The sequence below is a fragment of the Sphingobium sp. GW456-12-10-14-TSB1 genome (genome assembly GCF_059424385.1).
Window position 1 is genome coordinate 2,186,876 of the sequence record NZ_JBWKZI010000001.1, and the last position, 24,985, is coordinate 2,211,860.

At 64.4% G+C, this 24,985-nt stretch carries 28 protein-coding genes; 17 read left to right on the plus strand and 11 right to left on the minus strand.

Translation table 11 applies throughout. The features are described from left to right. The first annotated feature begins 330 nt into the window (after positions 1 to 330). Together AC07X9_RS10700 and mdoH are read left to right on the plus strand one after the other, a co-directional pair. Positions 331 to 1,818, plus strand: coding sequence for an OpgD/OpgG family glucan biosynthesis protein (locus AC07X9_RS10700; RefSeq protein ID WP_017183014.1), 1,488 nt, complete (start codon positions 331 to 333; stop codon positions 1,816 to 1,818). A gap of 114 nt (positions 1,819 to 1,932) precedes the next feature. Further along, complete coding sequence (gene mdoH / locus AC07X9_RS10705; RefSeq protein ID WP_051034303.1) at positions 1,933 to 3,768, plus strand: glucans biosynthesis glucosyltransferase MdoH; 1,836 nt, start codon at positions 1,933 to 1,935, stop codon at positions 3,766 to 3,768. A gap of 109 nt (positions 3,769 to 3,877) precedes the next feature. Here mdoH and AC07X9_RS10710 read toward each other — a convergent pair whose 3' ends face one another. From AC07X9_RS10710 to AC07X9_RS10745, 8 genes are all read right to left on the minus strand, one after another. Continuing rightward, the gene (locus AC07X9_RS10710; RefSeq protein WP_017183012.1) at positions 3,878 to 4,606 is read right to left on the minus strand and encodes a sigma-70 family RNA polymerase sigma factor; all 729 of its coding nucleotides are present in this window, start codon (positions 4,604 to 4,606) and stop codon (positions 3,878 to 3,880) included. A gap of 14 nt (positions 4,607 to 4,620) precedes the next feature. Continuing rightward, on the minus strand, positions 4,621 to 6,759 hold the full coding sequence (gene flhA, locus AC07X9_RS10715) for a flagellar biosynthesis protein FlhA (protein WP_017183011.1): 2,139 nt from the start codon (positions 6,757 to 6,759) through the stop codon (positions 4,621 to 4,623). A gap of 9 nt (positions 6,760 to 6,768) precedes the next feature. Then, complete coding sequence (locus AC07X9_RS10720) at positions 6,769 to 7,587, minus strand: lysozyme family protein (protein WP_017183010.1); 819 nt, start codon at positions 7,585 to 7,587, stop codon at positions 6,769 to 6,771. A gap of 269 nt (positions 7,588 to 7,856) precedes the next feature. Continuing rightward, entirely contained in the window at positions 7,857 to 8,165 is a 309-nt protein-coding gene (locus tag AC07X9_RS10725) for a hypothetical protein (RefSeq protein ID WP_017183009.1), read from the minus strand. Between the two features lie 12 nt (positions 8,166 to 8,177). Further along, on the minus strand, positions 8,178 to 8,456 hold the full coding sequence (gene flgM / locus AC07X9_RS10730; protein WP_017183008.1) for a flagellar biosynthesis anti-sigma factor FlgM: 279 nt from the start codon (positions 8,454 to 8,456) through the stop codon (positions 8,178 to 8,180). Between the two features lie 44 nt (positions 8,457 to 8,500). Further along, on the minus strand, positions 8,501 to 9,067 hold the full coding sequence (locus AC07X9_RS10735; protein WP_026002366.1) for a flagella basal body P-ring formation protein FlgA: 567 nt from the start codon (positions 9,065 to 9,067) through the stop codon (positions 8,501 to 8,503). Positions 9,068 to 9,135: 68 nt separating this feature from the next. Further along, a complete protein-coding gene (locus tag AC07X9_RS10740; RefSeq protein ID WP_017183006.1) occupies positions 9,136 to 9,630 on the minus strand; it encodes a flagellar motor protein MotB in 495 nt (164 codons plus the stop codon). Then, positions 9,627 to 10,295: a MotA/TolQ/ExbB proton channel family protein gene (locus tag AC07X9_RS10745; RefSeq protein WP_017183005.1), complete on the minus strand. Its 669-nt coding sequence runs from the start codon at positions 10,293 to 10,295 to the stop codon at positions 9,627 to 9,629. The genes AC07X9_RS10740 and AC07X9_RS10745 overlap by 4 nt, the downstream gene beginning before the upstream one ends. A gap of 253 nt (positions 10,296 to 10,548) precedes the next feature. On the opposite strand from AC07X9_RS10745, the gene flgB reads away from it, so the two are divergent. The 13 genes from flgB to AC07X9_RS10810 all read left to right on the plus strand — a co-directional run bounded on the left by flgB (position 10,549) and on the right by AC07X9_RS10810 (position 21,072). After that, positions 10,549 to 10,917, plus strand: coding sequence for a flagellar basal body rod protein FlgB (flgB, locus tag AC07X9_RS10750; RefSeq protein WP_017183003.1), 369 nt, complete (start codon positions 10,549 to 10,551; stop codon positions 10,915 to 10,917). A gap of 2 nt (positions 10,918 to 10,919) precedes the next feature. After that, the gene (gene flgC / locus AC07X9_RS10755) at positions 10,920 to 11,330 is read left to right on the plus strand and encodes a flagellar basal body rod protein FlgC (protein WP_026002365.1); all 411 of its coding nucleotides are present in this window, start codon (positions 10,920 to 10,922) and stop codon (positions 11,328 to 11,330) included. Beyond that, positions 11,327 to 11,983, plus strand: coding sequence for a flagellar hook assembly protein FlgD (locus tag AC07X9_RS10760; protein WP_017183001.1), 657 nt, complete (start codon positions 11,327 to 11,329; stop codon positions 11,981 to 11,983). Before flgC ends, AC07X9_RS10760 begins: the two co-directional genes overlap by 4 nt. Before the next feature lie 60 nt (positions 11,984 to 12,043). Further along, the gene (locus AC07X9_RS10765; RefSeq protein ID WP_017183000.1) at positions 12,044 to 12,889 is read left to right on the plus strand and encodes a flagellar hook-basal body complex protein; all 846 of its coding nucleotides are present in this window, start codon (positions 12,044 to 12,046) and stop codon (positions 12,887 to 12,889) included. A gap of 73 nt (positions 12,890 to 12,962) precedes the next feature. After that, positions 12,963 to 13,706, plus strand: coding sequence for a flagellar basal body rod protein FlgF (locus tag AC07X9_RS10770; protein ID WP_017182999.1), 744 nt, complete (start codon positions 12,963 to 12,965; stop codon positions 13,704 to 13,706). 71 nt (positions 13,707 to 13,777) lie between these two features. Continuing rightward, entirely contained in the window at positions 13,778 to 14,566 is a 789-nt protein-coding gene (gene flgG, locus AC07X9_RS10775; RefSeq protein ID WP_017182998.1) for a flagellar basal-body rod protein FlgG, read from the plus strand. Positions 14,567 to 14,574: 8 nt separating this feature from the next. Beyond that, positions 14,575 to 15,252 carry a flagellar basal body L-ring protein FlgH gene (locus tag AC07X9_RS10780; protein ID WP_017182997.1) on the plus strand — a complete coding sequence of 226 codons (678 nt, stop codon included), beginning with the start codon at positions 14,575 to 14,577 and terminating at the stop codon, positions 15,250 to 15,252. A 173-nt stretch (positions 15,253 to 15,425) separates the two neighbouring features. After that, positions 15,426 to 16,514 (plus strand): flagellar basal body P-ring protein FlgI, encoded by a 1,089-nt coding sequence (locus AC07X9_RS10785; RefSeq protein WP_026002185.1) that lies wholly within the window; start codon positions 15,426 to 15,428, stop codon positions 16,512 to 16,514. Further along, the gene (locus AC07X9_RS10790; RefSeq protein WP_017181936.1) at positions 16,514 to 16,825 is read left to right on the plus strand and encodes a rod-binding protein; all 312 of its coding nucleotides are present in this window, start codon (positions 16,514 to 16,516) and stop codon (positions 16,823 to 16,825) included. Before AC07X9_RS10785 ends, AC07X9_RS10790 begins: the two co-directional genes overlap by 1 nt. Then, positions 16,822 to 18,159 (plus strand): flagellar hook-associated protein FlgK, encoded by a 1,338-nt coding sequence (flgK, locus tag AC07X9_RS10795; RefSeq protein ID WP_017181937.1) that lies wholly within the window; start codon positions 16,822 to 16,824, stop codon positions 18,157 to 18,159. Before AC07X9_RS10790 ends, flgK begins: the two co-directional genes overlap by 4 nt. Positions 18,160 to 18,178: 19 nt before the next feature. Continuing rightward, positions 18,179 to 19,024, plus strand: a complete 846-nt coding sequence (locus AC07X9_RS10800; RefSeq protein WP_017181938.1) for a flagellin — start codon at positions 18,179 to 18,181, stop codon at positions 19,022 to 19,024. Positions 19,025 to 19,152: 128 nt separating this feature from the next. Then, the gene (motA, locus tag AC07X9_RS10805) at positions 19,153 to 20,016 is read left to right on the plus strand and encodes a flagellar motor stator protein MotA (RefSeq protein WP_017181939.1); all 864 of its coding nucleotides are present in this window, start codon (positions 19,153 to 19,155) and stop codon (positions 20,014 to 20,016) included. 3 nt (positions 20,017 to 20,019) lie between these two features. Beyond that, the gene (locus tag AC07X9_RS10810; protein ID WP_017181940.1) at positions 20,020 to 21,072 is read left to right on the plus strand and encodes a flagellar motor protein MotB; all 1,053 of its coding nucleotides are present in this window, start codon (positions 20,020 to 20,022) and stop codon (positions 21,070 to 21,072) included. Positions 21,073 to 21,433: 361 nt separating this feature from the next. Here the strand turns inward: AC07X9_RS10810 and AC07X9_RS10815 are convergent, their stop codons facing one another. Further along, positions 21,434 to 21,997, minus strand: a complete 564-nt coding sequence (locus AC07X9_RS10815) for an FKBP-type peptidyl-prolyl cis-trans isomerase (protein ID WP_026002186.1) — start codon at positions 21,995 to 21,997, stop codon at positions 21,434 to 21,436. A 73-nt stretch (positions 21,998 to 22,070) separates the two neighbouring features. Further along, entirely contained in the window at positions 22,071 to 22,277 is a 207-nt protein-coding gene (gene rpsU / locus AC07X9_RS10820; RefSeq protein WP_006957190.1) for a 30S ribosomal protein S21, read from the minus strand. A 226-nt stretch (positions 22,278 to 22,503) separates the two neighbouring features. On the opposite strand from rpsU, the gene AC07X9_RS10825 reads away from it, so the two are divergent. After that, positions 22,504 to 23,262, plus strand: a complete 759-nt coding sequence (locus tag AC07X9_RS10825; RefSeq protein ID WP_017181943.1) for a class II aldolase/adducin family protein — start codon at positions 22,504 to 22,506, stop codon at positions 23,260 to 23,262. A gap of 133 nt (positions 23,263 to 23,395) precedes the next feature. Here AC07X9_RS10825 and AC07X9_RS10830 read toward each other — a convergent pair whose 3' ends face one another. Continuing rightward, positions 23,396 to 24,316 carry a toll/interleukin-1 receptor domain-containing protein gene (locus tag AC07X9_RS10830; protein WP_017181944.1) on the minus strand — a complete coding sequence of 307 codons (921 nt, stop codon included), beginning with the start codon at positions 24,314 to 24,316 and terminating at the stop codon, positions 23,396 to 23,398. On the opposite strand from AC07X9_RS10830, the gene AC07X9_RS10835 reads away from it, so the two are divergent. Beyond that, complete coding sequence (locus tag AC07X9_RS10835; protein ID WP_241763593.1) at positions 24,315 to 24,974, plus strand: hypothetical protein; 660 nt, start codon at positions 24,315 to 24,317, stop codon at positions 24,972 to 24,974. The two genes, AC07X9_RS10830 and AC07X9_RS10835, sit on opposite strands and share 2 nt — an antisense overlap. Positions 24,975 to 24,985 lie beyond the last annotated feature (11 nt).

Consider the following 24,985-nt stretch of genomic DNA (forward strand, 5'->3'; position numbering starts at 1 on the left):
GGCTGAGGTCCTGGTCACCGGACAGCCGCGCCAAGTAGCCCCCGGCACATCAACAGTCCCCACCGTGCCGGGGGTCACAACTTCGATCTAACGACCAGTATATGCGAAACCCTCGTCCCCCCGGGCGGGGGTTTCGTCGCGTTCCTGAAAATGCGCGAAAGGGCGCATTTTGTGAGGCCGCACCGGCCCGCTCCCCCACCCGGCCACCCATAGGATACTGACGTTGGATGGCCGGGTGGGGGAGCGGGCCGGTGCGGCGGCATGTCCATCGCATAGGGATATAAGGATACGCCCTTGGCTTTGGCGGTTATGCCTTCCATGATGAAAGCCATGACCCATATCAACCGGCGCGCGATGATCGCCGCCACCAGCGCTGCGCTGGTCCTTCCTCACAGGCTGATGGCGCAGGCCGCCAGCGAGCCATTTTCCTGGGACCGGCTGATTGCGCGGGCGCAGCGGCTTGCCCGTGCGCCATTTGCCGAAACGCCGCTCTATCCCGGCGCGCAGGCGATCGACTATGACGCGCTGCATCAGGCGCGCTTTGCCGAGGATCGCACCATCTGGGGCGATTTGCCCGGCGATACCGGCGTCCGCCTGTTCCCGCTCAGCCGGACGGCGGCGCAGCCGGTGCAGATCGCGCTGGTCGACAAGGGGCGCGCGACGCCGCTGCGCTATGATCCGGCCATGTTCGATGCGCCGGACAGCAATCCTGTCAAGAAACTGCCCCCCGACGCGGGCTTTGCCGGGTTCCGCATCATGAACGCCGCGCGCGACGGCGACTGGCTGTCCTTTCTGGGGGCCAGCTATTTCCGCGCGCCCAGCCCGCAAAAGCAGTTCGGCCTGTCCGCCCGCGCGATCGCAATCAATACCAGCCTGCAGGGGAAGGAGGAATTTCCGCGCTTCACCCATTTCTGGCTGGAGCGGACGGGCGACAGCAGCGTTACCATCCACGCGCTGCTGGATGGCGCGTCGATCACCGGCGCGTTCCGGTTCGTCAGCAGCCTGGGCAAGGACGGCGTGCGGCAGGATGTGACCGCCGCGCTGTTCCCCCGTCGCGCGATCCCCGAACTGGGGCTGATGCCGATGACCAGCATGTTCTGGTATGATCAGGCCAACCGCCGGCAGGGGACCGACTGGCGACCGGAAATCCATGACAGCGACATGCTGTCGATCGCCAGTGGCGATGGCAGCGTCCATGCCCGGCCGCTCGTCAATCCCGCCATGCCGCAGATCAGCGCCTTTGCCGAGCGCGATCCGAAGGGCTTTGGCCTGCTCCAGCGGGACCGCGATTTTGCCCATTATCAGGATGATGGCGTCTTTTACGACCGTCGCCCCTCGCTTTGGGCGACCCCTGCCCGGCCGCTGGGCGCGGGGCAGGTGCGGCTCTACAGCTTTCCGACGGACAGCGAATATACCGACAATGTCGCGGCCTATTGGACGCCCGATGCTGCGCCGGTGCCAGGGCGGCGGATTGACCTCGCCTACCGGCTGGACTGGTCGGCGGCGCAAAATCCGGCCGGAACCGCGCTGGCAAGGGTCGCCAATGTCTGGCGCGGGCGTGGCGACCAGCCCGACGCGCAGCGACTGGTGGTCGATTTTGCCGATGCGCCGGATGGCGTGCGGCCGGATGTGTGGACGGACGTGACCGGAGGCAGGCTGATCAAGGCGGCGGGGTATCCCGTGCTGGGGCAGCCGGGCCTGTACCGCGCGGTCATCGATCTGGCGGCCAATGCGGGCGTCCAGTCCGAAGTTCGGCTGCAATTGCGGAGTGCAGGTCGCGTTTTGAGCGAATATGTGCATTATCCAATCACAGGATGAAGGGAACCGCCAGCGTAACGAGCGGTTCTGTCCTCTGGGTCAAAGTTAATCAGGTCTGGAACGCAAGTGACGGGAGGCGTGCTGACGGCGGATGCCGTCACCGGAGAAAAGCCCATGCCAAGGGCATTTGAGCAGGTGCCGGCGGAAACGCCGATCGCCATGCCGGTGCAGGATTTTGCCGGTCGTCCGCCGATGATCGCGCGGCGGCGGTTCAATATCGATCTGTGGGCGCGCCGCCTGCTGGTCGTTCTGCTGGCATTGCTGCCCGCCGCCATGGCCGCGCATGAAATGCGCCGGTCGATCGGGCTGGACGGGATTTCGGCCTGGGAGGGCGTCTATCTGGCGCTGTTCATCCCGCTATTCGCCTGGATCGCTTTCGGTTTTGCCACTGCGTCAATCGGCTTCCTGCTGCTGACCGTGGGCAAGGGGCGCGCCGTGACGCCGCACGCACTGACATCCGCCACCACGCTGGCGGGAAAGACCGCGATCCTGCTGCCGGTCTGTAACGAGGATTTTCTGGGCGTGCTGGGTCGCCTGTCGATCATGGAGCGATCGCTGGCGCAGGTGATGGGGGGTGAACGGTTCGAATTTTTCATCCTGTCCGATTCCAACCCCGAAAATGGCGAGGTCGAGCGTCGCGCCTATCTGGAATTGCGCGAATCCTTTTCCCGCCCCGTCCATTATCGCCGCCGGGCGCTGAATATCGGGCGGAAGCCGGGCAATATCGCCGAGTGGGTCGAGCGTTTTGGCGGCGGCTATGACTATATGGTCGTGCTGGACGCGGACAGCGTGATGAGCGGTCAGACGATGGCGCGGCTGGCCGCCGACATGGAACGGCATCCGCAGGTCGGGCTGATCCAGACCGTCCCCACCGTCGTGGGCGCCGCGACGCTGTTTGCGCGCTGGCAGCAATTTGCCAGTCGGCTGTTCGGGCCGATTTCGGCGGCGGGCATGATCTGGTGGGCCGGGTCCGAAGGCATGTTCTGGGGCCATAACGCCATCGTGCGGGTCAAGGCGTTCGCGCAGAGCTGCGGCCTGCCGGAACTGCCGGGCCGCGCGCCCTTTGGCGGGCATATCATGAGCCACGACATGATCGAGGCGGCGCTGCTGCGGCGGCGCGGCTGGGACGTGCATATGGTGAACGCGGACGACAGTTTCGAAGAATTCCCGCCCGCCATGCCCGACCTGTTCACGCGCGACCGGCGCTGGTGCCAGGGCAATATCCAGCATGTGCCCCTATTCATGAAGATTGCCGGGCTGCATCCGGTCAGCCGGTTCCAGTTGCTGGTCGGCGCGTCGGCCTATTGCACGTCGCCGCTATGGCTGGCGCTGATGCTGGTGGTGCTGGGCGGCGCGCTGGCGGGTGTGTGGCCGCCGAGCGCAGTGTTGCCGTCTGGCGGGCTGCTGGCGGTGACGGCGACATTGCTGTTTGGACCCAAGCTGCTGGCGATGATCTGGGCGATGATCGACCCGGCGCGGCGGATCGGCTTTGGCGGCGCGGCACGGATGACGCGCGGAGTGATGGCCGATATTGTGCTGTCCATCCTGATGGCGCCGGTGGCCATGCTCACGCAAACGATCAATCTTTTTGGCATATTGATGGGGCGCAAGAGCAGCTGGAACGGGCAGACCCGCGACCGTGACGGCATGGGCGCGCTCGATGCGATCTGGTTGTTCAAATGGCATATTCTGCTGGGGATCGGGCTGACCGCCATGGCCGTGCAGGCCGGTGGGCTGGGCTGGATCAGCCCGGTGGTGGCGGGATTGTTGCTGGCCCCCGTGCTGGCGGCGCTGACCGCACGCAAGGATCTGGGGCGTCGGGCGGAGCAAGGCGGCCTGTTCGTGGTCGCCGATCCATGGTGGCGCACGCAAAGCTATCGCCCGCTGCGCTTTCGCTGGCCAAATGGCGACGAGCGGCGGATGGGGCCGTTTGCCGCGAATGATGAGTGAGGCGGGCTACGGCCAAAACCGTTCAGGCTGAGCTTGTCGAAGCCTTGTTCTTCTTCGCAAGAAGGACAACCCTTCGACTTCGCTCAGGGCGAACGGAGGTTGTTTGTGCTCAATGCCAGTCGCGCAGTTTCTCGCGCAGGCGGTCGAGCGCGGCTTTCTTGATCTGGCAGACCCGCGCCGCGCCAATGTCGAGCGTGTGGCCGATCTCCTCCAGATTGAGTTCCTCGACAAAATAGAGTTGCAGCACCAGCGCCTCGCGCTCCGGCAATTCGCCGATGCCGCGGGCGATCGCAGCCTTGAGCGATTCGCGTTCCAATATGTCATCGGCGCGATCCTCCACATCGGCGAACCACATCGACTGGTCGGAATAGACTTCGTCCATGCTTGTGTGCTGGACCATTTCCACGCTGTCGGCGATTTCGCGATAGGCGGCCGGTTCCAGCCCCATGTCAGCGGACATTTCCGCTTCGGTCGGGAGGCGCCCCAGCTTCTGTTCAAGCCGGTTGCGCACCTTGGCCAGATCCTTGCGCCTGGCCATGGCTGACCGGCAAATCGTCGCCTGCCGCCGCAGATGGTCGATCATCGCGCCACGCACGCGCAGTTGCGCATAGGCGGCAAAACCCAGCCCGCGATCCTCAAAACCATTGGCGGCCTCGACCAGCGCGACCATGCCGATCTGGAGCAGATCCTCCACCTCTATCGCGGTGGAAACGCGGCCATGGACGTGCCAGGCGATCTTGCGGACCAGCGGCATATATTGACGCGCGAGCCGTTCCGGGCTGTTGTCCCCCGGTCTGCCATAAGTGTGGGCGCCGGACGTGATCTTGTTCATGTACATCGGTCAGCCTCTCCTCAAGCGACCCGTTCGCGCTGCATCATGGGATCATGACGGGGCGCGGGATCGTGGCGCGGCGTTGGACGTTGTTCGCCACCGACGACGGCGGCCACCTCCACACCCTTGCCGTCCGGTATTTCCAGAAAGGACAGCACGGGCGTTTCGGGCAGATGCGGCTTGAACAGCCGCGCCATCGCCCGGCGCGCGACCGGCGAGGTGACGATGGCGAAATTGCGTGCCTGCCCCAGCAGGGGCCGCGCGGCCTGCACCACGGCTTCGACGATACGGTTGGCGAGCGCGGGTTCGATCGGGTGGCGCGCATCGCCCGCCACGCGCATGGCCTGCGCCAGCAAGGCTTCGAGATCGCCGTCGAGCGTGATGACCGGCAGCGGCATCTTGACCGGAACAAGCCCCTGGATGATCAGCGCGCCGATGCGTTGGCGGACCGCTTCGACCAGTTGCTCGTGGCTCATGTCCGGGCGGGCGGCGTCGACCATCGCTTCGCAGATGCGGCGGAAATCCTTGAGCGCAATGCCTTCGGACAGGAGGGCGCGGCAGAGCGCGCTGATCTGCGTGAGGCTGAGCGTCGCGGGCGTCAGGCCATCGACCAGCTGGGGCGCCACATCCTTCAGATTGTCGAGCAGCTTGCGCGCTTCATCGAGGCCGAACATTTCCGCCGCGTTCATGGCGATCAGCTGGTTGAGATGCGTTGCCACGACCGTCGGCGGATCGACCACCGTATAGCCCGCGACGACCGCCTCGCTGCGCTTGGCCTGCGGAATCCAGACCGCGTCGAGGCCGAAGGTCGGGTCTTTCGCCGCGCGCCCTGCGACCGTGCCTTCCAGCGCGCCACTGTCCAGGGCCAGCAGGTCGTCCGGCCAGATTTCGTCCTCGCCCACGACGACACCGGCGATGGTGATGCGATATTGATTGGGTTCGAGCGCCAGATTGTCCTTCACCCGAACCATCGGCACGACAAAGCCCAGTTCCTTGGACAATTGGCGACGAATGCCGGTGATCCGCGCCATCAGTGGCGCGCCCTTGCGTTCGTCGACCAGGCTGATGAGCCCATAGCCGATTTCCAGGCCGAGCAGCGCGCCGTCCGACACATCGCCCCATTCGATCAGCGCTGGGTTGGCGGGCGGCGGCGCAGGTTCGGGTTCGGCTGCCTTTTTCTGGCTGGCCTTGCGCAGGTTCCAGGCGATCAGCCAGGAAACGGCGGCAGCCGGCAGAATGATCATGTGCGGCATGCCGGGCAGCATGCCTAGGAATGTCAGGATCGCCGCGACCGGCACCCAGGCGCGGCCGGAGCCGAACTGGTTGGCGATCTGGCCGGACAGGTCGTCCTCGCTCTTGACGCGGGTGACGATGGAGGCCGCCGCGATCGACAGCAGCAAGGCCGGGATCTGCGCGACCAGCGCATCGCCGATGGCCAGGAGAATATAGGTTTCCGCCGCCTGCCCCATAGTCAGGCCGTGGCTGACGACACCCAATATGATGCCGCCGATAATGTTGATCACCAGGATCAGGATGCCCGCGACCGCGTCGCCCTTCACGAATTTGCTGGCACCGTCCATCGAGCCGTAGAAATCCGCTTCGGTCGCGACTTCCGCGCGGCGCAGCTTGGCTTCTTCGGGGGTCATGAGGCCCGCGTTCAGATCGGCGTCGATCGCCATCTGCTTGCCGGGCAAGGCGTCCAGGGTGAAGCGGGCGCTGACTTCCGACACGCGGCCCGCGCCCTTGGTGATGACCACCAAGTTGATGATCATCAGGATGGCGAACACGAAGATGCCGACGACATAATCGCCGCCGATCAGGAAATGGCCGAACGCCTCGATCACCTGTCCCGCCGAATCGGACCCTTCATGCCCCTGCACCAGCACGACGCGGGTGGATGCGACGTTGAGCGCGAGGCGCAGCAGCGTCGCGAACAGCAGCACGGTCGGGAAGGCAGAAAAATCGAGCGGCTTGGCGGCATTGAGCGCCACCATCAGCACGGCGAGCGAGATCATGATGTTGGTGATGAACCCGATGTCGAGCATGATCGCCGGGACCGGCACCATCATGAACAGCACGACCATCAGCGTCGCGAAGGGCAGCACCGCCCCCTTGGCGGCGCTCATCCAGATCTTCGCTTTGATTTGGTTGGGAGACATGAGGAGCCGTTACCTTCCGAGGGTGGCAAGCATGAGATAGGCGAGACGTGCGGTTTGCGGCTGGGGCCGGATGCCGACATCGATTTGCTGTTCAAGGCGCTGGGTTTCGATCCGCACATAGTCGGCGGGCTGCACCGTCTTTGCGCCGTCGGGCAGCGAAGCGTCGGCATATTGGACAGGGCCGCCCAGGCTATCGGCGCCCTTCTGCAATTTGGAGGCGAAGCGATCGCGAATGTCGGCGAAGCTGCGAGGATGGCCGGCGCGATCGTAGAAGATCGAACGGTTGGCGCGCGCCGCCGACGGGAAGAGCGAGGCTGCCGTGGCATCGGGCGCGCGGTCATGGACCGACAGGAATTTGCTCGCGCCGCCTACCCCCAGGAAATGGGCAAGATAGAGATCGACCGGCTCGGCCTCGCGGCCAAGGCGCTTTTCCAGAAAGGCCTTGTTGTCGGCGGCATGTTCCGCCGCCATCACCGACGCGGTTTCGGGATGCTTGCGCAGGTCGAGTATCTGCTGGCGCAATTCCGGGTCCGACACATAATAGCGGCCATTGCTGCCCTGGCTGATCGCATCGGCCGCCCAGCCGAGGCCATATTGGCTGCCATGCTGGTCGATGACCGCCAGCCAGCTCTGGTCGATGAACTGGTAAAGGCCGGTCGCGGACGATGTCGTCGCGCGCGCGGTGGGGTTCATGCTGGATTCGATTTTGGCCTGACCCAGCAGATAGGCGAAATCCACGCCCGTACGGCGGCTCGCCATGGCGATCGCGTTCGTGACGCGATTGCCTGTCGATGTCCCCGTCGCTGTAATGTCTGCAAAAGCCGACATCGGCACATGTTCCCCACTTGGTTCTGGGGAGCATTAGAGCAAGGCTTATGCCAAGATTTGGTTAATGCTGGCGCAACTATTTGCTTTTCTGCGATTGTGGTTACGCAGACGGAGCAGGTGCGCGGCATCGATACGGCGACACCCCTCCACCGGCTGCGCCGGTCCCCCTCCGCTTGCAGGGGAGGATTTTGATGGCGCGAACATCCGCCAAAAACGAAAAACGGCGCCGATGGGCGCCGTTATTTCCTCTTGGCGTTTGGTCGCCCTTTTTAGCGGCTGTAGGTCAGCGGGGCGTTGCGCGCGCCATGGGCGGCGAGCATCGCCAGCCGCTGATTCGCATGATCGGCGAGCAGATTGACCCGTATCCGCGCGCTGTCGATCAAAGGGAGCATCGCGCTAAGCCGCGCAACGGTCTGGGGTTCGGAACGCCATGCCCCGATGGCGCGGATGGCGGCGGCGCTGTGGCTTACCCGGTTGCTGGCGATCTCGATCGCCGCGGCATCATTGCCATCCAGCACGTCGCGCAGATCCTCGAACGCTTCGAACAGATCGTCCAGCGCAGCAAGGCCAAGCGACATCTGCCCGGTTCCTTAACCAGCGACCGGCAGGTCGAGCGCGACCATGCGCTCGGCAATGGCCGATGGGTTGACGGGGTAGTTGCCCGACGCGATCGCGGCCTTGATGGCGGCGACACGATCCATGTCGATCGGCGCGCCTTCCGCCGCCATGCGCGAAGCTGGGCTGGCCGACGATGCCGACGACGAAGCGGTGGTCGAGCCGGTGGCCGACGACGCGCGCGTCTTGCCCCCTTCACGCAGGCGGTTCGCCTCTATGGCGGCGCTGATGCTTTGGCCGACGGACTTAATCATGGGTCTAATCCTTCACTCGTCCCTTACACCTATAACGGACAGGTTCAGAAATCCTTAAATCCAGGAATACGCACAAGTCCCATTTCCACAACTTGCGCAAAAATCGGTGCGGACTTCTTGTCCTCGCGCACCCGGATGGTTTCGCCGACCGCGCCATCTTCATCCGCGATCATCACGCGAGAGACGCTGAAGGCAGCGTTGCCGGCCATCAACTGCACCGGATCGCCGCGCTTGACGACATTTTCCGCCGGGGCCGGGCGGGCAGCGGGGGTGAAACGGTTGGCGGCAGCGGTGCGCGGCACAGCGCCCGACGTGGCGGCGGATGCTCCCGCGACCAGCGGCACGCGAATGCGCCAGCCCAGCGCATCGCATTTGACGATCGCAGCGCCGAACATGGGGCCATCGACCGCGGGGGTGGTGGGGCAAGCGGCAAGCTTCAGGCGGCGGTCGACCGGCGCGACGGGGCCGCCCGGTTCACCCAGATTGGCGCCTACGGTCATCGCGACCAGACTGTCGATCCGGTCCAGATTCTCGAACTTCTGCTGCGCCAGCGCGGGTTGCGCGGCCACAAGGGCAATGGCGGCAAGAAGGATTGGCTTGGCTCGAAACACATTCTGTCTCCTGAAAAGACGGAGGGTCTTTCCGGGGAATTCAGCAATATCCGTGCCAGTTTGGGCTGTTATTCGGTCTTGGCGCCCGGCGCGATGCGGATCACCTGCCCCTGCCCGCCCCTGCCATCGGCCTGATCGAGGCCGCGAATCCGCAACCGATCCTGCGGTATGCCGTCCAGCTTGAGCGCGCGGGCGACTGCGCCGAGACGGGCGGCCGCAAGATCCCAGTCGTCGAAACGCTGGCGCGCGCGGTCGCTGCCATGGCTGCGAATTTCCACGCCACTGGCTTGCCCGGCATATTGGCGGGCAATGACGGAGAGGCGGGCGCGGCCCTGATCGGTGAGCATGGCTTCGCCTGGCACGAACAGTTCGACCGCGCGAATCTCCACGCCCGGCCGCATGACGCGGCCGCCAAATTGCTGCGCGACCTGCCCCAGCATGGCGTCGCGGCGCGATCCGCTGGCCTGCAACAGGACGAAGAAGGCCAGCAGCAGAAGCAAAAGATCGGCGAAACTGACCGCCCAGCGGTTGCGCCGCGCGGCGACGGTGGTGGGCGCGCTCATGCGACTTCGCGGATCGACGCCCGGCGCAGCGGTGCATTTTCGCGCCGCGCGATGCCCAGCATCCGGGCGACGACCTCCTGCTGCCACGCCAGTTCGCGTTCGGACAGGTCGGCCAGGCGGGCGGCAATGGGCGCTGCGATCATATTGGCGATGACGACGCCATAAAAGGTGGTGAGCAGCGCCAGCGCCATGGCGGGGCCGAGCGCGGCGGGATCATCCATCGCCGCGAACATGCCAATAAGGCCGATGATCGTCCCGGCCATGCCCAGCGCGGGCGCGGCATCAGCGATCGACAACCATACATTGCGCGCACCGGCATGGCGCTGCGCCCGGTCGGCCAGCGCCTGCGCCGCCCATAATTCGAACAGGTCGGCGCGGTCGCTGTTGGCGAGCCTGCGGGCGGCTTCGGTCAGGAAGGGATTGGCGGTCTTGACCCGGTCAGTGCAGGACAGGCCGCGCAGCTGCGCCACCTGATCGATTTTGAGCATGGCGGCGCGCGCCGCATCACGATCCCGCGTCGGATCGGCAGTGACCAGCGGCACGAGCGCCGCGATCGCCCGGCCAAGCGCCGCGACCCCGTTCTGGAACAGCGCGACCAATATTATGCCCGCGACCATGGCCAATAATGTCAGCGGGTCGAACAGATGGCCCATCATCGCGATCATGCAAATTCGTCCCCATTTTGGCCGTCACCGGACAGCGGCAAGGCAGTGCCGCCGACCGGCAATTTCTTGCCGCCCTTGCCGCCCCTATCCGCCAAAGCCCCGTATTCCGGGGATTTTCGCCCTACCCCTGCGTCACCTGCGCAAATTGGCACGGCTCTTGCGAATATCAGGCTGGATCGCCCGTATCGAACGCCATCAGGCATAAGAACGGCAGCGGTCGACCAACTTTTAGGCCTGGCAAAGGGCAAAAGGCATGTCGGTGGAAGAAAGTCTGTTCGGGATCCATGGAAAGGCGCTGGCGCTTCGTTCGCAGCGTCTGTCCCTGCTCGCGTCCAACATCGCCAATGCCTCCACCCCCGGCTACAAGGCGCGCGACATCGATTTCGACGCCGCGCTGAAGCAGGCGACGACGCAAGCAAGCGGCGGCGCGGCTGACGTGTCCAAGGCCGTCGACGACGCCATGGGCTATCGCGTCCCGCTGCAACCCAGCCTGGACGGCAACACGGTGGAACTGAGCACCGAACAGACGCTGTTTGCGGAAAATGCCGTCAAATATCGCACGACCCTCTCCTTCCTTGAGGGCCGCATCAACACCATCAACCGCGCACTGAAGGGAGAATGAGCATGAGCGGCTCTGGCCCCATGAATGTTTTTGACATTGCCGGTCGCGCCATGAGCGCGCAGCTGGTGCGTCTGAACGCGACGGCTTCCAACATGGCGAACGCGGGCAATGTCACCGGCAGCGCCGCCGAAGCCTATCGCGCGATCAAGCCGGTGTTCCAGTCAGTCACCGACAGCCCAGGCGTGTCGACGGTCAAGGTCGACAAGGTGGTCACAACCGACGCGCAGCCGACCAAGCGGCACGATCCCAATCACCCGCTGGCCGATGCCAATGGCGATGTGTGGGAAGCGGCGGTCGATAGCAATGCCGAGATGATCGACATGATCGAGACGGCGCGCATGTACCAGAACAATGTGCAGGTGCTCAACACCGCCAAGTCCCTGATGCTCGAAACCATAAGGATCGGCAAATGACGACATCCACCGTCACCGACAGCGCCGGGCTTTCGGTCTATAATCCGACTGCCAAGGTCGGCACCGGCAAATCCGAAATGGGTCAGGGGGATTTCCTGCGCCTGCTCACCGCGCAGATGCAGACACAGGACCCGTTCGAGCCGGTCAACAACGCCGAAATGGTGTCGCAGATGGCGACCATCACCAATTCGAGCGGCATTGCCGAAATGAACGCCAATCTGGCGTCGATCAAGGAACAGCTGTCGGGCACGCGCCTGGGCGATGCGGCGAGCTGGATCGGCAAATCCATGCTGGTGCAGAGCAATATCGCCGCGCCGGACGCAAATGGCCTCTATGCTGGCCAGATCACCCTGCCCGCCGCAGTCGATGGCGCATCGGTCGATCTGGTCGATGGCAATGGCAATGTCGTCAAGTCGATCGATCTGGGCGCACGGCCCGCGGGCGATGTCAGCTTCTATTGGGATGGCAAGGACGACACCGGCGCAACCGTCAGCAACGCCGCGCTTCAGGTCAAGGTCAGGGGCGCGACCCCCAGCAAGGTCGCGACCTGGGCGACGATCGCCGCCGTCCAGTCTCCGGCGGACGGCTCCGCATCCAAACTCATCACCGCGCTCGGCACCTACAGCCCGTCGGACGCCATCAGCCTGAGCTAATCCACTCGTTTTTCACGCTTATTTTCACCCCCATTTTCTGTTCACCTAGGGAGTTACGCCATGACCTTCTATGTTTCCCTGTCCGGCCTCAAGGGCGCGCAGGCCGATCTTTCGGCCATTTCCAACAACGTCGCCAACGTCAATTCGACCGCGTTCAAGAAGAGCAAGGCGCAGTTCGGCGACATTTTCGCCGCCGCGCCGATGCAGACCACGCATCAGGTCGCTGGCCAGGGTGTGCGCGTGCAGGGCATCAGCCAGCAATTCACCCAAGGCACGATCGAAACCACCGACAAGACGCTGGACATGGCCATCACCGGCGAAGGCTTCTTCACGGTCAAGGCTGAAGACGGCACGATCAGCTACACCCGCAACGGCGCTTTCTCGGTCGATGACGATCGCTACGCGCTCGACACCACCGGCGCACGCATGCAGGTTTTCCCCGTCGATCCCGACACGGGCGTTCCGACCACGACCCCCACGGCTGCCAGCACGCCTGCCGATCTGGTCGATCTGCAGGTGCCGACCACCTATCAGGGTCTGCCCGACGGCGCGCAGCTGACCAGCGTGGGCGTGGCCAAGGACGGGCTGGTATCGGCCATCTATGCCGATGGCAGCACCGTCTATCTGGGTCAGGTCGCCATGGCGTCCTTCAACAGCCTGGAAGGCCTGCGCCAGCAGGGCGATGCACACTGGTCGTCCACCGTCGCCAGTGGCAGCCCGATCCTGGGTCTGGCCAATGAAGGCATGTTCGGCGCGGTCAACACCGGGTCGCTGGAGCGGTCCAACGTCGACATCACCGACGAACTGGTGTCGCTGATCGCGGCGCAGCGCAACTTTCAGGCGAACAGCAAGGCGATCGAGGCGGCGAACACGCTGACCACCACCATCGTCAACATCCGCACCTGATAAGCGAACCGCGCCGGTCTCTGCCTACAGGGTGGGGACCGGTGCGACTTTCCAGCGAACGTAGGAATTTTCCATGGACCGGCTCGTCAATACGGCACTTACCGCGATGCGCGGCGCAATGGCCCGGCAGGCGTCGATCGCGAACAATCTCGCGAACGCCAATACGGTGGGCTTTCGCGCCGAAATCGCCAATGCCGAGACCCGCTGGATCAAGGGCGATACGTTCGACACCCGCGCACAGGCATCCGAACAGGTGATCGCCGCCGACATGGCGCAAGGCGCGGTCACCCAGACGGGCAATGCGCTCGACGTGGCCCTGAACGGTGATGCATTGCTCGCCGTTCAGGGCGCCGACGGCAGCGAAGCCTATACGCGGCGCGGCGACCTGAAGATCAGTGACAGCGGCCTGCTGACCACCGGCGACGGCATGCCCGTACTGGGTGAAGGCGGCCCCATCACCCTGCCCCAGCTCGACAGCGTGTCGATCGCGCAGGATGGCAGTATCTGGGGCGTGCCGCAGGGTGGCGACGCGGCCAATCCGCAGCGGATCGATGCGCTCAAGCTCGTCAATGCGACGGGTTCCGGCATCGCCAAGGGCACGGATGGCCTGTTCCGCGAAGTCAATGGCGGCGCATTGCCGCAAGACCCGCTGGCCACCGTCACCAGCGGATCGATCGAAGGATCGAACGTCAATCCAACCAGCGCGCTGGTCCAGATGATCGAGGCGAGTCGCGCCTTTGAAACGCAGGTCAAGCTGATCGACACCGCCAAGCAGCTGGACGATGGCGGCGCATCGCTGATGCGGCTTGATAGTTAATCTGGCACGAACCTTGCTTTTATTGAGGCATCAGGCGTCCCTTCACTGCGACGCTTTACGGAGATGAGACGATGAGCAACGCCGCCCTTCATGTCGCCCGCACCGGCCTCGATGCGCAAAACACCAAGATGCGCGTGATCGCCAACAACCTGGCGAACGTCAACACCACCGGATTCAAGCGCGACCGCGCCGATTTCGAAACGCTCGCCTATCAGCAGATGATTGCGGCCGGCGCCAATTCGGACAGCGAAAACAAGTTCGCAACCGGCCTCAACCTTGGCTCCGGCGTGTCGTTGCAGGGGACGAGCAAGATCAACACCCAGGGCACGCTGACCGAAACCGGCAATGCGCTCGACATGGCGATCGAAGGCTCCGGCTTCTTTCAGGTCCAGCGCCCGGACGGCTCCATCGCCTATACCCGCGCAGGCAATTTCAGCGTCACCGCCGAAGGCACGGTCGTCACCAGCGACGGCCTGCCGCTGATCCCGCAAATCACCGTGCCGGAAGGCGCGACGTCAGTAACGGTCGGCAATGACGGCACCGTGTCCGCGACGCTCCAGGGTGAAGCGACGCCGACCCAGCTTGGCCAGATCGAACTGGCGACTTTCATGAATGCAGCGGGGCTTTCCGCGATCGGCGGCAACCTGCTGGTCGAAAGCGCCGCCAGCGGTACGCCGCAGGTCGGCGTCGCGGGCCTTGAAGGACGCGGATCGATCCGATCGGGCAGCCTCGAAACGTCGAACGTCAATGTCGTCGAGGAACTGGTCGACATGATCGAGACCCAGCGCGCCTATGAGGTCAACAGCAAGATGATCAAGGCGACGGACGAGATGCTCCAGTACGTCAACCAGAATATGTGATCGGACTGATGCGCACCCTCCTCATCGCCTTCACCGCCACATCACTGGTCGCTCTCGCCGCCGCCCCCGCTTATGCGGGCAAGAAGCGCGATACCGAGCGCGCGCTCTATGCGCCGACCGTGGTGGCGCAGCCGGTCGCGCCGCCATCCAATGGTTCGATCTTTCAGGCATCCATGGGCTATACCCCCCTGACCAGCGGCGCGCGCGCCACGGCGGTGGGCGACATCATCACCATCGTGCTGGTCGAGCGGACGCAGGCGACCAAGAGCAACAGCGCCGACACCAGCCGCGACGGCAATCTGGGCCTGACGCCGCCATCGACCGGCCTGCTGTCCAAGCTGTTTTCGGCCAGCGACGTCGCCATGGGCGGCCAGAACGGCTTTAACGGCAAGGGCGGGGCGACCCAGTCCAACGCGCTGTCGGGTGAGATTACCGTGACGATCGCGGCGACATATCCCAATGGCACCATGCTGGTGCGGGGTGAAAAGGCGCTGACGCTCAATCGCGGCGACGAGTTCATCCAGATCAGCGGTCTCGTCCGCCAGGCCGATATCGGCCCGGACAACCGCATCGCATCGACCCGCGTGGCCGATGCCAAGATCATCTACACCGGCAAGGGCGAGATCGCCCGTGCCAGCAAGCAAGGCTGGCTGCAGAGTTTCTTTTCAAAGATCAGCCCGTTTTGATGGAGCGTTTCGTGATCCTAGCCTCGCGCCCGACCTTCATCCTCCCCTTCAAGGGGAGGTGGCTGGCCAACGGCCAGACGGAGGGGTGTCGCCCTATCGTTGGCGGGACACCCCTCCACCACGCCCTACGGGCGCGGTCCCCCTCCCCTTCCAGGGGAGGATGGCATAACCGCATTCTCCTCGCGCTGATCCTGCTGCTAGCCTCCTTCGCCGTGCCCGCGCAGGCGGAACGGGTGAAGGATCTGGGCACGTTCCAGGGCGTTCGCCCCAACCAGCTGACCGGCTATGGCATCGTCGTCGGGCTGGCAGGCACGGGCGACGACAGCCTGCAATATGCGACCGAGGGCATGAAGGGCGTCGTGTCGCGCTTTGGCCTGACGCTGCCGCAGGGGATCAATCCCGCGCTCAAAAATGCGGCGGCCGTGCTGGTCACCGCAGACCTGCCCGCTTTTTCGAAGCCCGGCCAGCGGCTGGACATCACCGTGTCGGCGCTGGGCAAGGCCAAGTCGCTGCGCGGCGGCACGCTGATCCTGACGCCGCTTCGCGGTGCGGACAATGAAATCTACGCCATGGCGCAAGGCAATCTGGCCGTGGGCGGTCTGGGCGTGTCCGGCGCAGATGGCAGCCAGGTGTCGGTCAATATCCCCTCGGCCGGGCGCATCCCCGGCGGCGCGACGGTAGAGCGCGCGGTGGCGACCGGGTTCGATACCGCGCCCACGCTGACCTTCAACCTTGCGGAAGCGGACCTCACCACGGCGCTGCGCGTAGCCGACGGCATCAACCGCGCCTTTGGCGATCGCCGCGCCCGCGCCATGGACGCTGTATCCGTGACGATCGACGCCATTCCGGGGGCGGAGGACCGCATCCTGATGATGGGCATGATCGAAAATATCGAGATTGCGCCCGCCGATGCACCAGCCAAGGTCATCGTCAACGCGCGTACCGGCACGGTCGTCATCAATGGCGCGGTGCGTATTCATCCCGCCGCCGTCGCGCACGGCAAATTGACCGTCAGCGTCAATGAAAGCCCGCGCATCGTCCAGCCCGCGCCGTTCAGCCGGGGCCAGACAGCGCAGGAAGAGTCGAGCAACATCAGCATCGACGAACAGAAAAAACCTATGGTTAATTTTAAAGGCGGGGCGTCGCTGGCCGATATAGTCAAGGCGGTCAACGCCATCGGGGCATCTCCTGCCGACATGGTCGCGATCCTGGAAGCGCTCAAGCAGGCGGGCGCAATGAAAGCGGAACTGGTGGTATTGTGATGCAGATCAGCGCGACATCCTCCGCGACCGCCCCGTCGGGCGCAACGCCCGCGAACAAGGCCAGTCTGGAAAAGACCGCGCAGCAGTTCGAAGCGATTTTCCTCCGCCAGATGATCGGCGCGATGCGATCCGCCAGCCTGGCCGAAGGCATTTCCGATTCCAGCGCGACCGAGCAGTTTCAGTCGATGGCCGATTCGCGCACCGCCGACGCGATGGCGAGCGGCAACAGCCTGGGCATCGCGCAATTGCTGATCAAGCAGTTCGGCGCCAAGCCTGCGCCTGACGCACCCGCCGGGACGACAACGCCATGAGCGACCTGTTCATCATCGGCGCTTCGGGCACCCGCGCCTATCGCACCGCGATGGCGGCGATTGGCGAGAATATCGCCAATGCCAGCACCGATGGCTATGCCCGCCGGTCCGTAACGACGGCCGAATCCGGCGCGTCCACATCCACCATGGCCATGTATGTGTCCAAGGCGAATTTCGGCGGCACGCAGGTGACGAGCATCAATCGCGGCACCGACCCCTATCTGGACGCCACGGTGCGGCTGACTGGCATGGGGCTGGGCAGTTCGACCGCACGGCTGCGCTGGCTGAGCGACGCTGAAAATGCGCTCAACGACACGGGCACCGGCATCGGCGCGCTGATGACCGGCATGTTCCAGAATATGGAAAAGCTGGCCGCCAGCCCGTCCGACACATCGCTGCGCGTCACCACATTGGACAGCATTTCCCGCGTCGCGCAGGCCTTCAACCAGACCGCCGCGGACCTGGAAGCCGTGTCGGAGGGCATTGCGACCGAAGCGCAGGCGTCGGTCAGCACGGTCAACCGTTCGCTCGAAGCGCTGGCCGACATCAACAATAGCCTGTTGCGCGCGCAGCCGGGCACCTCTGCCTATTCGCAGTTGCTCGACAGCCGCGACGCCGCCTTGCAGGACCTGACCGAAAATCTGAACGTCACGATCAGCTTTGGCGCGCATGACAGCGCGCAGATCAGCTATGGCGGGCAAACGCTGGTACAGGGCAATGTCGCCGCCAGCCTGGTGGCGAACAGCAATGCCGACGGCACGCTGGCCCTGACGCTGGCCGACGGCACGGCGCTCGCCACGCCAGCCAATGGCGCGCTGGGCGGCCTGTTTTCTGCGGCCAGTACCGTCACCGACCGCCGCGCAAGCCTCGACACGATTGCCGGGCAATTCGTCACCGACATGAACGCCTGGCACGCGCAGGGCGTCACCGATGCCGGCAATGCCGGCGCGGCGCTATTATCCTATGGCGGCAGCGCGGCCAGTGTCGCGGCGTTGATCACCGATCCGGCGGAACTGGCCACCCGATCATCGAACGGCACGCTGAACGGCAACCTGCTGACCGTCACGTCCACCCTGCGTGGCAATGGCAGCGTCGAACAGGCCTGGACCGCGCTGATCGCCACCCATGGCAATCTGCTGGCGGCGACAAAGTCGGAAAACACCACTGCGCAAAGCCGCAGCGACCAGGCGGTCGCAGCGCGCGAAGCGGTGAGCGGCGTCGATCTGGACATGGAAGCGGCCGACCTTCTGCGCATCCAGCAGGCCTATTCGGCCAGCGCCAAGATCTTGCAGGTCGCCAAGGAAACCATCGATTCCATCCTTCAGATTCTCTGAGCCGCGAAAGGGCTGAGCCATGGTAGGTATCACCAACAAGATCATGCTCGCCGAAATCCGCCGGCAGCAGCAATTGTCGCAGAATATCGTCGACGGACAGACCGCCATTTCCACCGGCGTCACGCTGAACAAGCCGTCGGACGACGCGCTCGCATGGGTGCAACTGTCCGACGTGGGCCGGGCGCAGGCGCAGCAGTCCGCGTGGCAGACCAATATCAGCTATGGCAAGACCCGCGCCGCCAATGCCGAAGCCAATCTGGACGAGGTCAACAATCTGCTGACCCGCGCGCAGGAACTGGTGTCGTCATCCCGCAACGGATCGGTCAACGATACCAGCCGCGTCGCGATCTACGAGGAAATGTCGACCATCCGCGCGACCATCAGCGAACTGCTGAACCAGACGGACTATCAGGGCGTATCGGTTTTCGACGATCAGCAGAGCGTGCTGGTGCCGGTCAGTCGCGGCCTCAACCTGGCCGTGGTTGCGACGAGACAGGAAGTTTCCGAAGGGATCGACGTCAACGGCACGCCGATGTCGATCGACGACATGCTGGGCCAGAGCATCGCCGCCCTGCAAAGCGGGGACGACGATGCGGTTGCGGCGAGCCTGGACGCGATGAAGATCGGGCAAAACCATATCACGGTGGAACTGGCGCGGCAGGGCGTGCGCAGCAACCGGCTGGATGTGGTCGGCGACCGGCTGACCGACATCGACCTTGATCTGACCGAACGGCGCTCCGCGCTGGAATCGACGGACCTGACCGAAGTCATTTCCAATGTGAAGGCGCAACTGATGCAGCTGGAAGCCGCGCAATCGGCCTTCGCCCGGATCAACCAGCGGACATTGTTCGACCTGATCAGCTGATCCGACGAAATTAAGTCGTCGTCCTAAACCGGACGCTAACCAGTCCGTATTAACCAGATGACAGGGCGTCGCATGGGACGCCGCCGGGGGCGAAACGCCGCCGGATCGTTTATATCGGGGAATTTCGCATGTTCGCAGCCATCGGACTGGTCGTCCTGCTTGTCATGGTGTTTGGCGGCTTCGCCTTCACCGGCGGCGATCTTGGCCCGGTGCTTCACGCGCTGCCGCACGAAATGCTGATCATCGGCGGCGCGGCAGTCGGCGCGCTCATCATCGGCAACAGCGGATCGGACCTCAAGGCGCTGGGCGGTGGCCTGGGCAAGGTGTTCAAGGGCGCCAAGTACAAGAAGCAGGATTTTCTGGACTGCATCTTTCTGGTGAGCAAGCTCATGAAAACGCTGCGGGTCGAAGGACCGGTGGCGCTGGAGCCGCATATCGAAGACCCTTCGACCTCCACCATCTTCACCGAATATCCCAAGCTGATGAAGGACAAGGCGCTGATCCACCTGATCAGCGATACGCTGCGTCTGGTCGTCATCTCGTCCGGCACGCTCGATCCGCATGCGGTGGAGGAGGTGATGGATAACAGCCTCAAGACCCACCATCATGAAGCGATCAAACCCGCCGACAATCTTCAAGGGCTGGCCGACGCGCTGCCCGCGCTCGGCATCGTCGCGGCGGTGTTGGGCGTGGTCAAGACCATGGGATCGATCGACCAGCCGCCCGCCATTCTGGGCGCGATGATCGGATCGGCGCTGGTCGGCACCTTCCTTGGCATTCTGCTCGCCTATGGCATGGTCAATCCCTTCGCCAACCGCTGCCGCTCGGTGATTGAGGCGGACGGGGCGATCTACCATGTCGTCAAGCAGATCATCATCGCTTCGCTGCACGGCCATCCGCAGCCGCTGGTGATCGAGGCGGCCCGGTCCGGGCTGACCCATGCCAACCAGCCCGGCTTTGCCGAAGTGTTTGACGGCATGCGGGGCAAATAAGCCATGGCGGAAAAAAAGCGCGGCGCGAACGAGCCGGAACCCCGGCCGATCATCGTCAAGAAGATCATCGTCGATGGCCATGGCGGCCATCATGGCGGTGCGTGGAAAGTCGCCTATGCCGATTTCGTGACCGCGATGATGGCGTTCTTCCTGCTGATGTGGCTGCTGGGCGCAACCACCGAAAAGCAGCGCAAGGCGCTAGCCGACTATTTCACCCCGACCCTTGTCGAGCTGAAAATGGCCTCGGCGGGCTCCACCGGGCTGATGGGGGGCGACAGCATCACAGGCAAGGAAAATTACCCGACCACCGGCGGCCAGGGCAACCTGTCCATCACCATCCCGCGTGACGCGACCGGCACCAAGGATCAGGGCGGCAAGGCGATGCGCGCCGCCGACCGGCAGAAGTTCGAATCGATCAAGAAGGATCTGGAAGCGCGCATGGCGCGGCAGAAGGGCATGGCGAAGCTGCGCAAGAATGTGCGCTTTACCGAAACCCGCGAAGGGTTGCGCATCGACCTGATCGACGAAGCGGATTTCGCGATGTTCGCGATGGGCACCGACCGGCTTGTGCCGCAGGCCCGCGCGCTGATCAGCGAAGTCGCGACCGTGCTGCAAACCATGCCGAACCCGCTGATCGTGCGCGGCCATACCGATGGCCTGCCCTATGCGTCGGGCCGGACCATGAACAATTGGCTGCTGTCATCGACCCGCGCCGAATCGACGCGCAAGGCGCTGGCCGACAGCGGCATCCCCAACAATCGCTTCGCCCGGATCGAAGGCGTCGCCGACCGCGAACCCTTTATCAAGAACGACGCCTATGACCCGCGCAACCGGCGCATGTCGATCATCCTGGGCTGGACCCGTGGCGGCAACAATGCGGACGATGCGGATATGGACGCGGAAACCAGGGCCGCGATCAAGGAACGCGACGACCCGACCCGCGTGGCGAAAAAGGCAGCGCAGAGCCTGGACATGGGCGGCACCGGCCTGCCCGGCGGCGCGACGCTGCTGAACCCGACGGCGCCTGGGACTTCGGGGAAGCCGGGGAAGCATTGAGGATGGTTGGGTAGCGAGAGCGAGCGGGGAGCAGATTGTCTGGTTTACAGGTGCAAGCACCGTAAAGGAGACATGCCTTTCACCGTCACCCCAGCGAAGGCTGGGGTGACGATCAAGGAAATGGCCGATTCCAAGTCGCGGCACAGCATATTCCAGAGGCAACTTTTGATCGCTTTTGGACCCTCCGTCTAACCCCTCTTCCTTTAAGGACGAGGGCGTGACACCCTCACGGCGCCGCGCGCCACCAGCGTCGATCCCCAAGGGGGAAGGGAGCCTTGCTTCGCGCTGGCGTCATCTACCCGGCGCACAAAAAAGGGGCCGTTTTGGCGGCCCCTTTTGTCTCATTCGGCTTTGCGTGTGATCAGCGCGGCGGCTGGGCGCCTGCTGCGCCTTGCTGTTGCTGCATCATCTGCTGCATCTGCATGATTTCGGCGCGCGACTTGAAGTCGTGCAGTTCGACGTCGAAGACCAGGATCGAACCGGCGGGAATCGGACCTGCGGCCTGATCGCCATAGCCAAGCTGCGGCGGGATCCAGAGGCGGTATTTGCCGCCCTTCTTCATCTTTTGCAGGCCTTCAGAGAAGCCGGGGACGACGCCGTCGATCGGCATCGGCGCCTGCGGATTTTCGTCGAACACTGTGCCGTCGAGCAGCGTGCCCTTATAGCCTACCAGCGCCACGTCGGCGGTGGTAGGGCTGGGACCAGTGCCTTCTGCCAGCACCTTATATTGCAGACCCGACGGAGTGGTGATCACGCCTTCAGCATCGGCATTCTGCGCCATGAAGGTAGCGGGCGAGGCTTTGACGCCCTGCTGCCCGGCCCAGGCCAGACCGCCAGCCGCCAGCGCAAGCGCGGCGACACCAATCCAGAGGCGCGTCAAAGACCCCCTGGCGATAGGACGAAGGGGAACGGCCGTTGTGGACATGGCGACGCTTCTCGCAATTCAGGGGCAGGCAGGCAGCAGGAAAGCGGGACGGCACGGGCCGCCCCGGCGGCGCTTACTTCGCGCCGTCGCGCTCGGCGCGCTTGCGATCCATCTTGCGGGCGCGGCGCACGGCGGCGGCCTTTTCACGGGCGCGCTTTTCCGACGGCTTTTCGTAGTGACGACGCAGCTTCATTTCGCGATACACGCCTTCACGCTGCAGCTTCTTCTTGAGCGCGCGGAGGGCCTGGTCGACATTATTGTCGCGAACGATGATCTGCATAAGTCCGTCAATCTCCAATCGAAAACGAGCCTTTTGCCGGGATTTTTCAATCCGTCCCGACAGCCCGTCGCAATAGCAAAGCCTGTGAGTCGTCGCAGGTCGCCCTACGCCGTGTGGGGCGCGCCCTACCAGCAGAGTCGCAGCAATTCAACCCTAAAGCCCGCACTATGGACTAACGGGCGCGGAAAGCGGATAGTCCTGGCCATGATATAAGAGAGGATCGCCCATGGCCAGCGCCGCAAAACGCCCCGATATGTCCGCCGCCGAATGGGAGGCGCGCCAGCAGCTGGCCGCCTGCTACCGCATATTCGACCATATGGGCTGGTCCGAGCTCATCTATAACCACATCACCGTGCGGGTGCCCGGAGAGGAAAGCGCCTTCCTGATCAACCCGTTCGGCCTGGGCTATCATGAAGTGACCGCGTCCAATCTGGTCAAGATCGACATTGACGGCGCGGTGCTGGATGGCAGCCCCTATCCGGTCAACCGCGCCGGATTTGTCCAGCATAGCGTGTTCCACCGCCATCTGCCCGACGCCCATTGCATCATCCACACCCACACCACGGCGGGCATGGCGGTGAGCGCCACCGCCGAGGGACTGCGCCCGATCAGATTCTATGCCGCCGCCTTTGCCGGGCAAATCGCCTATCATGATTTTGAGGGCGTCACGATCCGCAGCGAGGAGGGCGAGCGGTTGATCGCCAATCTGGGCGACAAGCGGGTGATGATGCTGCGCAACCATGGCACGTTGGTGATGGCGCAGAGCCTGCCAGAGGCGTTCCTCAAACATTGGCTGCTCCAGCGCGCATGCGAGATTCAGGTGGCGGCTGGCGCGGCGGGAACGCCGGTGGAACTGAGCGCGGAGGTGATCGCGGTGCATCAGCGCGATCTGGCCGGGGTGCAACTGCCGGTGGGGCCGGGCGTCCCGGATTTCCAGGCGATGGTGCGGCTGATCGACCGGGTGGACCGGAGCTGGCGGGATTAGGGAGACTTGTTGTCCTCCCCCGGCGAGCGAGGTGGCTGGCCACAGGCCAGACGGAGGGGTGCCGCCCTCACGATAGGGCAACACCCCTCCGTCATCGCTACGCGATGCCACCTCCCCTACAAGGGGAGGATGCTCACGGCGGCGGGCAGTTGTTCCCCTCATCCGCCAGCCGTCGCACCTCTTGCGCCGCGACCTGGGCCAGCCAGGCGCGGCGTTCGGCCTTGTCAGCATTTTCCTCCGCCAGCTTGCGCGCGGCCTGCGCCTCGTTGCGCTGCTGCACCGCCATGCGGGCATAGGTGAAGGCGGCGATCGACAGGCCGCTCAGCAGCAGGATCAGCAGGAAGGCGAAGGAGCCAAGCGCCACGGCGATGCGGCGGCTGCGGCGCTGGTCGCGGCGGTAGAGGCTGGCATAGGGCGTACCAAGCAGCCCGGCGATCAGCTTGAGCTTGACGATATTGCGGTCGTTTTTCTGAAGGTCGGGCGCAAGCGGTTCGAGCGGTTGGGTGCGATCCAGTTCGCCCTGGGCATCCAGCGCGAACAGCAGGGGCGCGGGGAAACAGTCCGTGTCGGGATCTCCAGGCTTGCCCGCCGCAATCAGCGCGAACACCGGCGCGTCCGGATTGATCGTCTTGAAGCTGCGAATTTCCTTGTCGACCCAGACCGACCGGGCGGCAGTGGGCGAGCAGATGACGATCAGCGCATCGGATCGGGCAAGCGCGCCCAGCAATTTGGGGCCGAGTTCGGCTGCACCCGCCAGTTCATCCTCATCGCGGAAAATCGGGCGCAAACGGGCGGGGATAGGGCCACGATCGCCCCCCGTGCCGACCAGCGCCTTTGGCACGCGATAATTTTCGATCGCGCGGTGGAGCCAGCGGGCAACCTTCATGTCGGCATGGCTGTAACTGATGAAGGCGGCATAGCGCCCCGCCCCCGCCCCGCCCACCAGCGCGGTCAATTGTTTGGCCAAGTCCGCGCCGCCGCTCAGCACTGGCTTTCCAACGGCCGTGGCAGTATCCACGGGAATGGAGATTATCTTGCTGAAAGGGTTGGACATGAAGCGTAAAATCCTAGTCGCAAGCGCTGCGATGATGCTGGCACAAGGTGGCGCGATGGCGCAGCAGGCCGCGCCCGCCGCCCAGCCCGCCGCAGTCAAGCCCGCCGATCCGTTCGAACAGGCGATTGCCGCGCGGCAAGTGGCCGACTTCGCCCGGCGCGAGGGTGATCCCTATGCGATGCTGACAGCCGCACGGATGCTGAAGCAGGTGCCCATGAGCGAAGGCGAAGCAGCGGCAGGGGACGAGGCGGCCTTTTCCCCCGACGCGCTGTTTGCCGAGGCCAAGGCGCTGGCCCGTGACGATCAGGCATTGCTGTTGCAGATTCGCCTGTCCCAGTCCGCGTCTGGGCGCGGGGTGATGGCGTCGGCGTTCGGCAAGGGGCTGGTGCGGCGGGTACAGGACGTCAATCCGCGCAACGCCTATCGCTTCACCGTGACCGCCAAGGGTGGCGAGCCGCTGCGCATCGGCGCGATCGGCGACATCGGCACCAGCATGTATATCCGCCTGCTCGATGCGTCGGGCAAGCAATTGTGCCTGGACGACAATGCCGATTATGCGCCGGTCTGCGCGGTGACGCCCCGCGCGTCGGGAGAATATCGCATCGACATCGGCAACAAGAGCGCGGCCAAGAGCCGGACGGTGATTTTGAGCAATTGACCGGACGGGCG